Below are 15,195 nucleotides of genomic sequence, written 5' to 3'. Positions count from 1 at the left end.
CTCCGCCCCGGGCGGGGTCAGGCGTCGTAGACGTCGGCCTTCCTCGGGGCGGGGTCCTGGACCAGTCCGCTGAGGATCATGGAGCGGTTGTCGAAGCGCTCGGTGTCGACGCCGTGTTCCTTCAGGACCCGCATGGTCGCGGAGTGGACGACGCGCAGGACCGGGGTGGCCGTCCGCATGGCGTCGTCGGCCATGAAGCGGTGGCCCCACGGCTTGGCCGCCCAGGCGTGCCGCAGGCCGAAGGGCTCGGGCAGGACGATCTTGCCGCCCAGGTAGTCGAGCAGCGGCGGGTACCAGGTGAAGGGGGCGCGCAGGGAGAGCCTGACGACCTCGCTCGCCTTGATGAGGGGGAGAGTGACCTTGCGGGTCTCCCAGAACCTGACCGCCTTCTTGACCGTCTTGGTCGGTGCTTCCGGCTTGGTGAGGAAGAGGCCGTGGACGGGGCCCAGCGCGTGACCGGTGACCTCGATGCGCAGGGTCTCGTGGAGCACGGTGACCGTGATCAGCATCGTGATCACGAGCTGGCCGTCCCAGAGGGTGAACTGCACACCCAGGTAGTGGCGGTTGCCGCTGCCGAACTGCTGGTGGTTGCAGATGCGCTGTATCTCGTGGGGCTTGATCTGGAAGGTGGCGACGTCCTCGCCCTCGGGGCGGGAGACGGAGTCCGCGTTCTCGCCGACGGGGGAGACGATCCAGTGCTTGACCGACGGTGTGGGGAAGCCGCCGGTGTTCAGCGGGCCTCGCTCCAGCATCTTCAGCTGGTCGTGGATCGCCCGCACGACGTCCCAGCTGCGGAACTGGTGGATCTCCTTGGCGGGGTCCTCCGGGGTGAGTTCCTCGGCGAGCTGCCAGCTGCCCCAGCGGGTCCCCATGCCGAGGATGCCCTTGGGGCCGGCGTAGAAGACGGCGTTGGACTGCTGCTCGGCGGAGAGCTTCTCCAGGCCCTGGCGCAGCGCCTCGCGGGCCGTCTCGTTGGGGTTCTTGGGCACGGCCTCGGGGATCTTGGCGCTGACGCCGCTGCCGGAGAGGAGTCCTTCCCAGCGGGCGCGCAGGTCCTTGACCGAGGTCTCGGCGATCCGTTTGGCGAGCAGCCAGCCGATCAGCGGGGCGATGGCGGCGATCCTCAGGTAGAGGGCCAGGAAGCCGGTGAGCGGCATGGCGATCAGGAAGAACAAGGCGCCGGCGCCGAGCGCGATGAGCAGGATGCCGCCCAGCGCCTGGAAGAACTTGTCCTTGGACTTGTTGAGGAAGTCACGCAGCCGGAAGGCGAGGACCCAGAGGACCAGACCCGGCAGGAAGACGAAGCCGAAGACCGCGGTGATCAGCGTCAGCTTCGTGTCACGCGCCTTGCGCAGCCGGGTCGCGGAGAGGCAGTGCTCGACGACCGTCTGCGGGTCGGTGCCGAAGGACTGGATGAGAGCGTTGCGGCCGCCGCCGAGCATGCGTTCCTGGACGGCCCGGGAGAACGCCTCGCCGAGATTCGGCTTGAAATAGTCGGACTTGAACAGCTTTGAGTCGCCCGGTTTCACCTCGGACTTGTGCCACTCGCTGTTGGCCTTGAGGATCTCCGTCACATCGCTGTCGCGGTACGCGGCGGAGGCGAGGGCGTTCGTCGCCACCGCCTGCCCGGCCGAACCCTGGAGCGGGATCTGCGCTCCGGGAGAGAAATCGAATCCGTCGTTGGCCACTGTCGCCCCCACTCGCCCGCACGGTCTGCTCCTGCGGCTGTTCCCAACTACCGTACGTCGCACACCTTCTGAGCTGGGCCCACAGAGTATCGCCCGGGCGTGCCGTCCGCCCGCCGTCGTGGCCGGGGGCGGGTGGAAGGCGTCAGATCCAGTCAGCCAACTCGCCTTTGTGCTGTTCTACGGTGCTTCGCGGAGGCGGTCGGCGAGTTGGGGCGGCATCGGTTCGTGCCGGGCGTACGCCCGGTCGAACCGTCCGGTGCCGTGCGTCAGGGAGCGGAGGTCGACGGTGTACCTGCCGATCTCGATCTCCGGCACCTCTGCTCGTACGAGCGTGCGCTCATTGGCCGCCTGCTCGGTTCCGACGACCCGCCCGCGCCGCCCCGCGAGATCACTCATGACGGCCCCCACGTAGTCGTCCGGGACGAGGACGCCGACCCCCGCGACGGGTTCGAGGAGCTGGACGCGGGTGTCGGCCGCGGCCTCGCGCAGCGCCAGGGCACCCGCGGTCTGGAAGGCGGCGTCGGAGGAGTCCACCGAGTGCGACTTCCCGTCGAGCAGGGTGACGCGTACGTCGACGAGCGGGTGGCCGGCCCCGACGCCGCGGGCCGCCTGGGCGCGTACGCCCTTCTCCACGGACGCGACGAACTGCCGCGGCACCGAACCGCCGACCACCTTGTCGACGAACTCGATGCCCGCGCCGGGCGGCAGCGGCTCGACCTCGATCTCGCAGATGGCGTACTGGCCGTGACCGCCCGACTGCTTGACGTGCCGGCCCCGTCCCAGGGCCCGCGAGGCGAACGTCTCACGCAGCGGCACGCGGTGGGGTTCGGCGTCGACCTGCACGCCGTACCTGCTGCGCAGGCGTTCCAGCGCGACCTCCGCGTGCGCCTCGCCCATGCACCACAGGACGACCTGGTGGGTGTCCTGGTTCTGTTCCGGACGCATGGTCGGGTCCTCGGCGACCAGCCGGGCCAGCCCTTGGGAGAGCTTGTCCTCGTCGGCCTTGCCGTGGGCGCGGACCGCCAGCGGGAGCAGCGGGTCGGGCGTCGCCCACGGCTCCATCAGCAGGGGCTCACCGCTGCCGGAGAGGGTGTCCCCGGTCTCCGCCCCGCCGAGCTTGGAGACACCGGCCAGGTCTCCCGCGACGCAGCTGTCCAGGGGGCGCTGCCGTCGGCCGAAGGGCGCGGAGAGGGCCCCGACGCGTACGTCGGCCTCGTGACAGGGGCGTGCGCCGCCTCCGGGGCCGGTGAGGCCGTGGCCGCACACGTGCACGGGGTCGTCGGGGCGCAGGGTGCCGGAGAAGACGCGGACGAGGGAGACCCGTCCCACGTAGGGGTCGGAGGTGGTCTTCACGACCTCGGCGACCAGCGGCGCCGCCGGATCGCAGACGGGGGCGGGGCGCGGGGTGCCGTCCGGGGTGGTGACGGCGGGCGGGGTGCGTTCCCCGGGCGAGGGGAAGCCGCGGGTGATCAGGTCGAGGAGTTCCACGGTGCCGATGCCCTGGCGGGCGCCGTCGGCCGCGGGCGCGGCGGTGAGGACGGGGTGGAAGGAGCCGCGTGCCACGGCGCGTTCCAGGTCCTCGACGAGGGTCGTGACGGCGACCTCGCCGCCGCCGAGGTAGTGGTCCATCAGGGTCTCGTCCTCGCTCTCGGCGATGATCCCCTCGATGAGCCGGTTACGCGCCTCCTGGAGCGGTTGCCGCTGGTCACCGGTGGGCGGCGTCTCCTGCCGTTCCCCCGAGGAGTAGTCGAAGACCCGCTGGGTGAGCAGTCCGGTGAGCCCGGTCAGCGGGGCGTGTCCGTCCGGGCCCTCGGGCCCCTGCACGGGCAGATAGAGGGGGAGCACGGCATCAGGGTCGTCGTGCCCGAAGATCCGGCCGCAGATCCGGGTCATCTCGTCGAAGGACGTACGCGCGGTGTCCAGGTGCGTGACGACGATCGCCCGGGGCATCCCGACGGCCGCGCACTCCTCCCAGACCGCCCGGGTGGTGCCTGCCACCGCGTCGGCCTCCTGGGCGGCCGAGACGACGAAGAGGGCCGCGTCCGCCGCGCGCAGACCGGCCCTGAGTTCCCCGACGAAGTCCGCGTAGCCGGGGGTGTCCAGCAGATTGATCTTGTAGCCGTCCCATTCGACGGGCACCAGCGAGAGCTGTACGGAACGGTGTCGGCGCTGTTCGGTCTCGTCGTGGTCGGAGACGGTGGTGCCGTCCTCGACCCGGCCGGCCCGGTTCAGCGCACCGGCCGTCAGCGCGAGCGCCTCGACCAGAGTGGTCTTGCCGGAGCCGCTGTGGCCGACCAGCACCACGTTCCGTACGGAAGCGGGCCGGCCGGCCGTCGCTGCCCTGCCGGCGGCTCCGGTGTGCGTGTGAGTCCTGTCGCCCATGATGCGTGCCTCCCGATCGGTTGGCGCGGTGCCGCAAGAGCTGAGGGAGTGGATGCACGGACAGGACGAAGCCGTCGCGGCGGCTTCGGCGACGCCCGCGGTCATTCGAGCTTTTCACCCGTGCCGGAAGCCGTCCATACGCCGAGCGCCGCGCAGCATGACTTCCGGGGCATCGGGCGGGACGGGGTGCCCCGCCGTTGCGCGGCACGGCTGGTGACTACGATGGGCCAGCCGGTGGCCGAAAGGGCCGCGGCGCCCACCGAACCTCGGGAAGGCCATGCTGAACAAGTACGCGCGTGCATTTTTTACGCGTGTCCTCACACCGTTCGCCGCTCTGCTGCTCCGCCTCGGGGTCAGCCCCGACGCGGTCACTCTCGTCGGTACGGCCGGAGTGATGGCCGGTGCGCTGGTCTTCTTCCCGATGGGGGAGTTCTTCTGGGGCACGATCGTGATCACGATCTTCGTCTTCTCCGACCTGGTCGACGGCAACATGGCCCGGCAGGCCGGTATCTCCAGCCGGTGGGGCGCGTTCCTGGACTCGACGCTCGACCGGGTGGCGGACGGGGCGATCTTCGCCGGGTTCGCGCTCTGGTACGCGGGCGGCGGTGACGACAACGTGCTGTGCGCGGTCGCGATCTTCTGCCTGGCCAGCGGCCAGGTGGTCTCGTACACCAAGGCGCGCGGCGAGTCGATCGGCCTGCCGGTCGCGGTGAACGGACTGGTGGAGCGAGCCGAGCGGCTCGTCATCTCGCTGGTCGCGGCGGGCCTCGCCGGCCTGCACGGCTTCGGGGTGCCGGGCATCCAGGTCCTGCTGCCGATCGCGCTGTGGATCGTCGCCGCCGGCAGCCTGGTGACGCTGGTCCAGCGGGTGGTGACCGTGCGCAGGGAGTCGGCCGAGGCCGATGCCGCGGCCGCCGCCCAGGGCGGGACACCGGGACAGGGGAGCGAGGCCGCGCAGTGAGCGGCACCGGATCCGATCTCAGGGGCCGGCTGACCGACGGGCTCTACGGCCTGGGCTGGGGCGCGGTCAAGAAGCTCCCCGAGCCGGCCGCCACCGCGCTCTTCCGCACCCTGGCCGACCAGGTGTGGAAGCGGCGCGGGAAGTCCGTGCTGCGGCTGGAGTCGAATCTCGCCCGGGTGGTGCCCGACGCGGACGCCGCCCGGCTCGCCGAGCTGTCGAAGGCCGGCATGCGCTCGTACATGCGCTACTGGATGGAGTCCTTCCGGCTCCCGACCTGGACACCGGAGCGGATCAAAGCCTCCATAGAAGTCCGGGACGCCCACCGGCTCGTCGAGGGCCTGGAGGCGGGCCGTGGTGTCGTCCTCGCGCTGCCGCACCTCGGTAACTGGGACCTGGCGGGCGCGTGGGTCACCACGAATCTGCAGGTGCCGTTCACCACGGTCGCCGAGCGGCTCAAGCCCGAAACCCTCTACGACCGGTTCGTGGCCTACCGCCAGGGCCTGGGCATGGAGGTCCTGCCGCACAACGGAGGGGCCGCGTTCGGGGCCCTGGCCCGGCGGCTGCGCGCCGGCGGGCTGGTCTGCCTGGTGGCCGACCGTGATCTGTCCGCCTCCGGTGTCGAGGTGGACTTCTTCGGCGACACCGCGCGCATGCCCGCGGGCCCGGCGCTGCTCGCCCAGCAGACCGGTGCGCTGCTGCTGCCCGTGACCCTCTGGTACGACGGCACGCCCGTCATGCGGGCGCAGGTCCACCCGCCCGTCGCGGAGCCGGGGACAGGCACCCGGGCCGAGAAGACGTCCTCCATGACACAGGCGCTGGCCGATGCCTTCGCCACCGGGATCGCCGAACATCCGGAGGACTGGCACATGCTGCAGCGGCTCTGGCTCTCCGATCTGGAACCCCAGGGGGAAGCTCCGTGAAGATCGGCATCGTCTGCCCGTACTCCTGGGACGTTCCGGGCGGGGTGCAGTTCCACATCCGCGACCTGGCCGAGCACCTGATCCGCCTCGGCCACGACGTCTCCGTGCTCGCGCCCGCCGACGACGAGACACCGCTCCCGCCGTACGTCGTATCGGCGGGCCGGGCCGTGCCCGTCCCGTACAACGGCTCGGTCGCCAGGCTGAACTTCGGGTTCCTGTCGGCGGCGCGCGTCCGGCGCTGGCTCAACGACGGCACCTTCGACGTCATCCACATCCACGAGCCCACCTCGCCCTCGCTCGGTCTGCTCACCTGCTGGGCGGCGCGTGGGCCGATCGTGGCCACGTTCCACACGTCCAACCCCCGCTCCAGGGCCATGATCGCGGCGTACCCGATCCTCCAGCCCGCGCTGGAGAAGATCAGCGCGCGGATCGCGGTGAGCGAGTACGCCCGGCGGACCCTGGTCGAGCACCTCGGTGGCGACGCCGTGGTCATCCCGAACGGCGTCGACGTGGACTTCTTCGCCCGGGCCGAGCCCAAGGCCGAGTGGCAGGGCGGCACGCTCGGCTTCATCGGGCGCATCGACGAGCCGCGCAAGGGGCTGCCCGTCCTGATGAAGGCGCTGCCCACGATCCTCGCCGCCCGCCCGGAGACCCGGCTGCTGGTCGCGGGGCGCGGCGACGAGGAGGAGGCGGTCGCCTCGCTGCCGAAGGAGATGCGCTCGCGCGTCGAGTTCCTCGGCATGGTGAGCGACGAGGACAAGGCCCGGCTGCTGCGGAGCGTCGACGTGTACGTCGCGCCGAACACCGGCGGCGAGAGCTTCGGCATCATCCTGGTCGAGGCGCTGTCGGCCGGGGCGCCCGTCCTCGCCAGTGACCTGGACGCGTTCGCGCAGGTGCTCGACCAGGGAGCGGCCGGCGACCTCTTCGCCAACGAGGACGCGGACGCCCTGGCATCGGCGGCGATCAGGCTCCTGGGCGAGCCCGAGCGGCGCTCGGGGCTGCGGGAGCGGGGCAGCGCGCATGTGCGCCGCTTCGACTGGACGACCGTCGGCGCGGACATCCTTGCGGTGTACGAGACGGTGACGGACGGGGCGGCGGCCGTGGACACCGACGAACGCACGGGGCTCCGCGCGCGCTTCGGCCTCGCCCGGGACTGAGCGCGGGCGCCGCCGACCTACCGGCGGGGCCGGGTGACGCCCTCCGGCGGTAGCCTTACCGCCCGTGATCGAAATCCTCGTCTGGACCGTCGTCGCGCTCTTCGCGGTCGGCCTGTATCTCAGCTGGACCGCCGGGCGGCTCGACCGGCTCCACGCCCGTATCGACGCGGCGCGGGCGGCGCTCGACGCCCAGCTGCTGCGCCGCGCCTCGGTCACCCAGGAACTGGCCACGGCCAAGGTTCTGGACCCGGCCGCGTCGATCGTGCTCTACGAGGCCGCGCACGCCGCGCGGCAGGCCGAGGAGGAGCAGCGAGAGGTCGCAGAGAGCGAGCTGAGCACCGCCCTGCGGGCCGTGTTCGGCGAGGCGGCGCAGGTCGAGGCCGTGAAGGAGTTCCCGGGCGGCGAGGACGCGGCGAAGGAACTGGCCGCCGCCGTACGCCGCGTACCGATGGCGCGCCGCTTCCACAACGACTCGGTGCGCGCCGCCCGCGCGCTGCGCACACACCGGACCGTACGGCTGTTCCGGCTCGCGGGGCACGCCCCGTTCCCACTGGCGTTCGAGATGGACGACGAGCCCCCGGTCGCCCTGGCGGACCGGCCGGGCAGCTGAGCGCGGACCTGCCCGGCGGCTGATTGGCGGCCTGCCGGCCGGCCCGGAGGCGTGCAGAACGATCCACGGGGTGTTCATTGGCCCTTGCTGTGGACTGCTCCCGAAGCGTTTGCTCGGGTCTGCACCTTCCAGCGTCTCCACACCCCAGTGAGGTCGATCCGTGTCCACGCTTCCCACCACCCCGCAGTCCGCCGAGAGCCCGGCCACCGGCACCGCCCGTGTCAAGCGCGGCATGGCCGAGCAGCTCAAGGGCGGCGTGATCATGGACGTCGTCGACGCCGAGCAGGCGAAGATCGCCGAGGACGCGGGCGCCGTGGCCGTCATGGCGCTGGAGCGGGTGCCGGCCGACATCCGCAAGGACGGCGGCGTGGCCCGGATGTCGGACCCCAACATGATCGAGGAGATCATCGGGGCCGTCTCCATCCCCGTCATGGCCAAGTCCCGCATCGGCCACTTCGTCGAGGCCCAGGTGCTCCAGTCCCTGGGCGTCGACTACATCGACGAGTCCGAGGTCCTCACCCCGGCCGACGAGGTCAACCACAGCGACAAGTTCGCCTTCACCACCCCCTTCGTCTGCGGCGCCACGAACCTGGGCGAGGCCCTGCGCCGCATCGCCGAGGGCGCCGCGATGATCCGCTCCAAGGGCGAGGCGGGTACCGGCAACGTCGTCGAGGCGGTCCGCCACCTGCGCCAGATCAAGAACGAGATCGCCCGCCTGCGCGGCTTCGACAACAACGAGCTGTACGCCGCAGCCAAGGACCTCCGCGCCCCCTACGAGCTGGTCAAGGAGGTCTCCGAGCTCGGCAGGCTGCCCGTCGTCCTGTTCTCGGCCGGCGGCGTCGCGACCCCCGCGGACGCGGCCCTGATGCGTCAGCTCGGCGCCGAGGGCGTCTTCGTGGGCTCCGGCATCTTCAAGTCCGGTGACCCCGCCAAGCGTGCCGCCGCCATTGTGAAGGCCACCACCTTCTACGACGACCCGAAGATCATCGCGGACGCCTCACGCAACCTCGGCGAGGCCATGGTCGGCATCAACTGCGACACGCTGCCCGAGGGCGAGCGCTACGCCAACCGCGGCTGGTAAGCACCGATGACCGACACCCCTGTCATCGGAGTCCTGGCACTCCAGGGCGACGTACGGGAGCACCTGACCGCCCTGGCCACGGCGGATGCCGTGGCCAGGCCGGTCAGACGGCCCGAGGAACTCGCCGAGGTCGACGGGCTCGTCATACCCGGTGGCGAGTCCACCACGATGTCCAAGCTGGCCGTCCTCTTCGGCATGCTGGAACCCCTTCGTGAGCGGGTGGCCGCCGGGATGCCGGTCTACGGCACCTGCGCCGGCATGATCCTGCTCGCCGACAAGATCCTCGATCCTCGCTCCGGCCAGGAGACGGTCGGCGGCATCGACATGATCGTGCGGCGTAACGCTTTCGGGCGGCAGAACGAGTCCTTCGAGGCGGCCGTCGAGGTCGACGGCGTGCCCGGCGGGCCCGTCGACGGCGTCTTCATCCGGGCCCCCTGGGTGGAGTCGGTAGGCGCCCGCGCGGAGGTCGTCGCGGTGCACGGCGGGCATATCGTGGCCGTACGCCAGGGAAACGCCCTCGCCACGTCGTTCCACCCGGAACTGACCGGCGACCACCGGGTGCACGCGCTCTTCACCGACATGGTGCGCGCCGTGGGCTGATCCGACCCCGGTAGGATCTCTCGGGTTCGGATCGATTTTGGTGACGCGAAGGAGAAGGCAGATGTCCGGCCACTCTAAATGGGCTACGACGAAGCACAAGAAGGCCGTGATCGACGCCAAGCGCGGCAAGCTCTTCGCGAAGATGATCAAGAACATCGAGGTCGCGGCCCGTACCGGTGGCGCCGATGTGTCCGGCAACCCGACCCTCTTCGACGCCATCCAGAAGGCCAAGAAGAGCTCGGTCCCGAACAAGAACATCGACTCGGCCGTCAAGCGCGGTGCCGGTCTCGAGGCCGGTGGCGCCGACTACGAGACGATCATGTATGAGGGTTACGGCCCGAACGGCGTCGCGGTGCTCATCGAGTGCCTCACCGACAACCGCAACCGTGCCGCGTCCGACGTGCGCGTCGCCATGACCCGCAACGGCGGTTCGATGGCGGACCCGGGCTCGGTCTCGTACCTGTTCAACCGCAAGGGTGTCGTGATCGTCCCCAAGGGCGAGCTGGGCGAGGACGACGTGCTCGGTGCGGTGCTCGACGCGGGCGCCGAGGAGGTCAACGACCTCGGTGACACCTTCGAAGTGCTCAGCGAGGCCACCGACATGGTCGCGGTCCGCACCGCGCTGCAGGAGGCCGGCATCGACTACGACTCGGCCGAGGCCAACTTCGTCCCGACCATGCAGGTCGAGCTCGACGAAGAGGGCGCGCGCAAGATCTTCAAGCTGATCGACGCGCTGGAGGACAGCGACGACGTGCAGAACGTCTTCGCCAACTTCGACATCTCGGACGAGGTCATGGAGAAGGTCGACGCCTGAGGCGGCGCAACCGGGACGGGCCGACGGGACACACCCCGTCGGCCCGTCGCATTGTCAGCGGGAGCCGATAGCCTGCGGGAACAGATGACCGAGCGGCGGAGGGGGCCCATTCATGCGGGTGCTGGGCGTGGACCCGGGGCTGACCCGGTGCGGTGTCGGAGTCGTCGAGGGAGTCGCCGGCCGGCCGCTCACCATGGTCGGCGTCGGTGTCGTGCGGACCCCGCCCGATGCGGAGCTCGGCCACCGGCTCGTCGCCATCGAGCAGGGCATCGAGCGGTGGCTCGACGAGCACCGGCCCGAATTCGTCGCCGTGGAGCGGGTGTTCAGCCAGCACAACGTGCGTACGGTCATGGGCACCGCGCAGGCCAGTGCCGTCGCCATGCTCTGCGCGTCGCGCCGCGGCATCCCGGTCGCCCTGCACACCCCGAGCGAGGTCAAGGCCGCCGTCACCGGATCCGGGCGGGCCGACAAGGCGCAGGTCGGCGCCATGGTCACCCGGCTGCTGCGGCTCGACGCGCCGCCGAAGCCGGCCGACGCCGCCGACGCCCTCGCCCTCGCCATCTGCCACATCTGGCGCGCGCCCGCGCAGAACCGACTGCAGCAGGCCGTCGCCGCCCACCGCACGCTGAAAGGCCGTACCGCATGATCGCCTTCGTCTCAGGCCCGGTGGCCGCCCTCGCCCCGGCCACGGCCGTGATCGAGGTCGGCGGCATCGGCATGGCCGTCCAGTGCACCCCCGAGACCCTCGCCGGTCTGCGGGTCGGCAAGGAGGCCAGACTGGCGACGTCCCTGGTCGTCCGGGAGGACTCGCTCACCCTCTACGGCTTCGCCGACGACGACGAGCGGCAGATCTTCGAGCTGCTGCAGACCGCCAGCGGTGTGGGCCCCAGACTCGCCCAGGCCATGCTCGCCACCCACAGCCCGGACGCCCTGCGCATCGCCGTCGCCACCGGTGACGAGAAGGCGCTCACCGCTGTGTCCGGCATCGGCAAGAAGGGCGCCCAGAAGCTCCTCCTGGAGCTCAAGGACCGGCTCGGTGAACCGGTCGGCGCGCACATCGGGCAGCAGGGCGTCGGCACCGCCGTCAGCAACTCCTGGCGCGACCAGCTGCAGGCCGCCCTGATCGGCCTCGGCTACGCCACCCGTGAGGCCGACGAGGCGGTGACCGCCGTGGCGCCGCAGGCCGAGGCCGCGATCGCCGACAGCGGCCAGGCCCCCGTGCCGCAGCTGCTGCGCGCCGCCCTGCAGACACTCAACCGCGCACGCTGACCCCAGGGGCCGCCACGCGCCCCGTACGCCGGCCGGAACACCGCACGGACCGGCACCGAAACACCCGAGGCGGGACTGACGAGATGAACTGGGACGAGACCGGGACCGACACCGGCGACCTCACCGACGAGCGGCTTGACGACCGCCTGGTGGACGCCGGGGCGGACGGCGAGGACACCGCCGTCGAGGCTGCCCTGCGCCCGAAGGACCTCCACGAATTCGTGGGCCAGGAGACGGTCCGGGAACAGCTCGACCTGGTCCTCAAGGCGGCCCGCGCCCGGGGCGCCACCGCCGACCACGTCCTGCTCTCCGGCGCCCCCGGCCTGGGCAAGACCACCCTCTCCATGATCATCGCGGCCGAGATGGGCGCGCCGATCCGCATCACCTCCGGCCCCGCCATCCAGCACGCCGGCGATCTCGCCGCGATCCTGTCCTCGCTGCAGGAGGGCGAGGTCCTCTTCCTCGACGAGATCCACCGCATGTCGCGGCCGGCCGAGGAGATGCTCTACATGGCGATGGAGGACTTCCGGGTCGACGTCATCGTCGGCAAGGGCCCGGGCGCCACCGCCATCCCGCTGGAGCTGCCGCCGTTCACCCTCGTCGGCGCCACGACCAGGGCCGGACTCCTGCCGCCCCCGCTGCGCGACCGCTTCGGCTTCACCGGCCACATGGAGTTCTACGCCCCCTCCGAGCTGGAGCGGGTCATCCACCGCTCCGCCGGCCTGCTGGACGTGGCCATAGACACGGCGGGCGCCGCCGAGATCGCCGGCCGCTCCCGGGGGACGCCCCGCATCGCCAACCGGCTGCTGCGCCGCGTCCGGGACTACGCCCAGGTCAAGGCCGAAGGACGGATCGACCGGGACATCGCCGCGGCGGCCCTGCGGGTGTACGAGGTCGACGCCCGAGGGCTCGACCGGCTGGACCGCGCGGTGCTCGGCGCCCTGCTGAAGCTCTTCGGTGGAGGCCCCGTCGGGCTCTCCACCCTCGCCGTGGCCGTCGGCGAGGAGCGCGAGACCGTCGAGGAGGTCGCCGAACCCTTCCTCGTACGGGAAGGACTGCTCGCGAGGACCCCCCGAGGGCGGGTCGCGACCCCCGCGGCGTGGGCGCACCTCGGTCTCGTGCCTCCGCAGCACGGCGCAAAGGGACAACAGGGCCTGTTCGGGGCGTGACACAGGACGGGTTGGCCAGCAGGGGAACCACGGTGCCATGCTGGACGTTGTTCCAATGATGCGGACTCGCTTAGACTCCGCCGATGCCGCCCGTTCAGGTCGGTGTACCCACCCCCGTAGACCAGGCCGCGTGAATCCAGCGTGGTCGTGCGAAGGAAGTTCCGTCCCGTGAGTCTCGTGACCCTCCTCCCCTTCATCGTGCTCATCGGGGCCATGTTCCTGATGACCCGGTCCGCCAAGAAGAAGCAGCAGGCGGCTGCGCAGATGCGCAACGACATGCAGCCCGGTACCGGCGTCCGGACGATCGGGGGCATGTACGCCACCGTCAAGGAGATTCAGGACGACACGGTTCTCCTCGAGGTCGCGCCCGGCGTGCACGCCATCTACGCGAAGAACGCCATCGGTGCCGTCCTCGACGACGCGGAGTACAACCGCATCGTCCACGGCGACGACGACGAGCTGGGCGCCGACGGCACGGTCGTGCCCGACGACGCCTCCTCGCTCACCGCCGGCGAGTCCACGGACGAGGACGCGGCCGACGACGTCGCGAAGATCGACCTGGGCAAGAAGGCCGAGGACGCCGGGACCAAGGGCTCCGAGGTCAAGGACGCCAAGGCCGACGGCGAGGGCGACGCGAAGTAGTTCCACGACCCAGAGACGCCGGACACCCGAGGGTGTCCGGCGTCTCACGGGCCGTGCGGTCTTCTGCGGGGGCGGGTCCCCACAACACTTCGTGGCCGCTCGGGCGCGTACCCGGCGCGGGGCGGTTGGACAGGGAGAAACGAAAAGGTGGCAGCACCGAAGAAAGGCCGGGGTTCAACCGGTGGACAGGGCAAGCCGGGCCGTGCCCTGGTTCTGATCCTGATCGCCATGGTCGCCCTGACCGGCGGGATGTTCCTGTCCGGTCACACCACGCCCCGGCTCGGCATCGACCTGGCCGGCGGCACATCGATCACGCTCAAGGCGAAGAACCAGCCCGGCAAGCCTGACGCGATCAACGAGACCAACATGAACACCGCGGTCAGCATCATCGAACGCCGTGTCAATGGTCTGGGTGTCTCCGAGGCCGAGGTTCAGACCCAGGGCCCCTCGAACATCATCGTCAACATCCCCAAGGGGACGAATTCGAAGCAGGCCCGGGAGCAGGTCGGCACGACCGCCCAGCTGTACTTCCGGCCCGTGCTCACGGTCACCGGCGGCGCACCGACCCCCGAGGGTTCCGCGAGCCCGTCCGCGAGCGGTTCCGGGAAGCCGAGCGCCACGCCCAGTGCGAAGGCGAGCGACCCGGAGACAGCCTCCGATTCGAAGACGACGCCCTCGGCGAGCGCCACCACCCAGGGCCGCGCGGTCACCGGCGCCCTGAAGCAGGACGCGACGCCCACCCCGTCCGCGAGCACCTCCGGCGGCTCGGAGCCCCCCGCGGCGACCGGGACGCCTGACCCCGCCACCGCGGCGCTCGAGAAGAAGTTCACCGCGCTGGACTGCACCGACGCGGCGGCCCGCGCCAAGGCCGGCGACGGCGTCAAGCCCGAGGACCCCACGGTCGCGTGCAGTTCCGAGGGTGACGCCAAGTACCTGCTCGGCCCGGCCGAGGTCTCCGGCACGGACGTCGACGACGCGAAGGCCCAGTTCGACCAGCAGCGCGGCATCTGGCTCGTGTCGATGGAGTTCACCGACAAGGGCTCCAAGAAGTTCCAGACGATCACCAAGAAGCTGTCGTCGCAGCAGTCCCCGCAGAACCAGTTCGCGATCTCCCTCGACGGTGAGGTCGTCTCCGCGCCCCAGGTGAACGAGGCGCTCAGCGGCAGCGCCGAGATCTCCGGCAGCTTCACGCAGCAGTCGGCGGAGGACCTGGCCAACGTCCTGTCCTACGGCGCGCTCCCGCTGTCCTTCAGCGAGGACACCGTCACCACCGTCACCGCCGCCCTCGGCGGCGAGCAGCTCGAGGCCGGTCTCATCGCCGGTGCCATCGGGCTGGCCCTGGTCGTCATCTACCTGGTGGCCTACTACCGGGGCCTGGCGCTCATCGCCCTCCTCAGCCTGCTGGCCTCCGGCATCCTGACGTACACGATCATGGCCCTGCTCGGCCCGGCCATCGGCTTCGCGCTGAACCTCCCGGCCGTCTGCGGTGCCATCGTGGCGATCGGAATCACAGCGGACTCGTTCATCGTCTACTTCGAACGCATCCGCGACGAGATCCGCGAGGGCCGCACGCTCCGTCCGGCCGTCGAGCGTGCCTGGCCCAGGGCCCGGCGCACCATCCTCGTCTCCGACTTCGTGTCGTTCCTCGCGGCGGCCGTGCTCTTCCTCGTCACCGTCGGCAAGGTCCAGGGCTTCGCGTTCACGCTCGGGCTCACGACCCTGCTCGACGTCGTCGTGGTGTTCCTCTTCACCAAGCCCGTCATGACGCTCATGGCCCGCACGAAGTTCTTCGCCAGCGGTCACCCGTGGTCCGGCCTGGACCCGAAGAGGCTCGGCGCCAAGCCGCCGCTGCGCCGCTCCCGCCGTGTCAACGCCCGCACCGACCACCCGAAGGAGGCGTGA

At 71.0% G+C, this 15,195-nt stretch carries 14 protein-coding genes; 12 read left to right on the top strand and 2 right to left on the bottom strand.

Annotated features, from left to right (window positions below):
* Positions 1-17: 17 nt before the first annotated feature.
* Positions 18-1,688: a hypothetical protein gene (locus ACZ32T_RS25440; protein ID WP_467264798.1), complete on the bottom strand. Its 1,671-nt coding sequence runs from the start codon at positions 1,686-1,688 to the stop codon at positions 18-20.
* 177 nt (positions 1,689-1,865) lie between these two features.
* The gene (locus ACZ32T_RS25435; protein ID WP_467369198.1) at positions 1,866-4,070 is read right to left on the bottom strand and encodes an elongation factor G-like protein EF-G2; all 2,205 of its coding nucleotides are present in this window, start codon (positions 4,068-4,070) and stop codon (positions 1,866-1,868) included.
* A 277-nt stretch (positions 4,071-4,347) separates the two neighbouring features.
* Here ACZ32T_RS25435 and pgsA point away from each other — a divergent pair, with 277 nt between their 5' ends.
* The 12 genes from pgsA to secD all read left to right on the top strand — a co-directional run bounded on the left by pgsA (position 4,348) and on the right by secD (position 15,195).
* Entirely contained in the window at positions 4,348-5,031 is a 684-nt protein-coding gene (pgsA, locus tag ACZ32T_RS25430; RefSeq protein WP_467264801.1) for a phosphatidylinositol phosphate synthase, read from the top strand.
* Positions 5,028-5,951: a phosphatidylinositol mannoside acyltransferase gene (locus ACZ32T_RS25425; RefSeq protein WP_467369196.1), complete on the top strand. Its 924-nt coding sequence runs from the start codon at positions 5,028-5,030 to the stop codon at positions 5,949-5,951. The genes pgsA and ACZ32T_RS25425 overlap by 4 nt, the downstream gene beginning before the upstream one ends.
* Entirely contained in the window at positions 5,948-7,108 is a 1,161-nt protein-coding gene (locus ACZ32T_RS25420; RefSeq protein WP_467264805.1) for a glycosyltransferase family 4 protein, read from the top strand. Before ACZ32T_RS25425 ends, ACZ32T_RS25420 begins: the two co-directional genes overlap by 4 nt.
* 64 nt (positions 7,109-7,172) lie before the next feature.
* Entirely contained in the window at positions 7,173-7,718 is a 546-nt protein-coding gene (locus ACZ32T_RS25415; protein ID WP_467369194.1) for a hypothetical protein, read from the top strand.
* A gap of 160 nt (positions 7,719-7,878) precedes the next feature.
* A complete protein-coding gene (gene pdxS, locus ACZ32T_RS25410; protein WP_467264809.1) occupies positions 7,879-8,799 on the top strand; it encodes a pyridoxal 5'-phosphate synthase lyase subunit PdxS in 921 nt (306 codons plus the stop codon).
* 6 nt (positions 8,800-8,805) lie between these two features.
* Positions 8,806-9,399: a pyridoxal 5'-phosphate synthase glutaminase subunit PdxT gene (gene pdxT, locus ACZ32T_RS25405; RefSeq protein ID WP_467369192.1), complete on the top strand. Its 594-nt coding sequence runs from the start codon at positions 8,806-8,808 to the stop codon at positions 9,397-9,399.
* A 61-nt stretch (positions 9,400-9,460) separates the two neighbouring features.
* A complete protein-coding gene (locus ACZ32T_RS25400) occupies positions 9,461-10,213 on the top strand; it encodes a YebC/PmpR family DNA-binding transcriptional regulator (protein WP_467264813.1) in 753 nt (250 codons plus the stop codon).
* A 112-nt stretch (positions 10,214-10,325) separates the two neighbouring features.
* Positions 10,326-10,859: a crossover junction endodeoxyribonuclease RuvC gene (gene ruvC / locus ACZ32T_RS25395; RefSeq protein ID WP_033304357.1), complete on the top strand. Its 534-nt coding sequence runs from the start codon at positions 10,326-10,328 to the stop codon at positions 10,857-10,859.
* Positions 10,856-11,482, top strand: coding sequence for a Holliday junction branch migration protein RuvA (ruvA, locus tag ACZ32T_RS25390; protein ID WP_467264815.1), 627 nt, complete (start codon positions 10,856-10,858; stop codon positions 11,480-11,482). The genes ruvC and ruvA overlap by 4 nt, the downstream gene beginning before the upstream one ends.
* Before the next feature lie 83 nt (positions 11,483-11,565).
* A complete protein-coding gene (gene ruvB, locus ACZ32T_RS25385; RefSeq protein WP_356712512.1) occupies positions 11,566-12,651 on the top strand; it encodes a Holliday junction branch migration DNA helicase RuvB in 1,086 nt (361 codons plus the stop codon).
* 168 nt (positions 12,652-12,819) lie between these two features.
* Positions 12,820-13,293: a preprotein translocase subunit YajC gene (gene yajC, locus ACZ32T_RS25380; RefSeq protein WP_467264818.1), complete on the top strand. Its 474-nt coding sequence runs from the start codon at positions 12,820-12,822 to the stop codon at positions 13,291-13,293.
* A gap of 147 nt (positions 13,294-13,440) precedes the next feature.
* On the top strand, positions 13,441-15,195 hold the full coding sequence (gene secD / locus ACZ32T_RS25375; protein ID WP_467264820.1) for a protein translocase subunit SecD: 1,755 nt from the start codon (positions 13,441-13,443) through the stop codon (positions 15,193-15,195).

The sequence above is a fragment of the Streptomyces sp. NPDC023573 genome (assembly GCF_055559735.1).
Note: the sequence above shows the minus strand (reverse complement) of the source record. Positions and strands in the feature narration are given on the sequence as shown.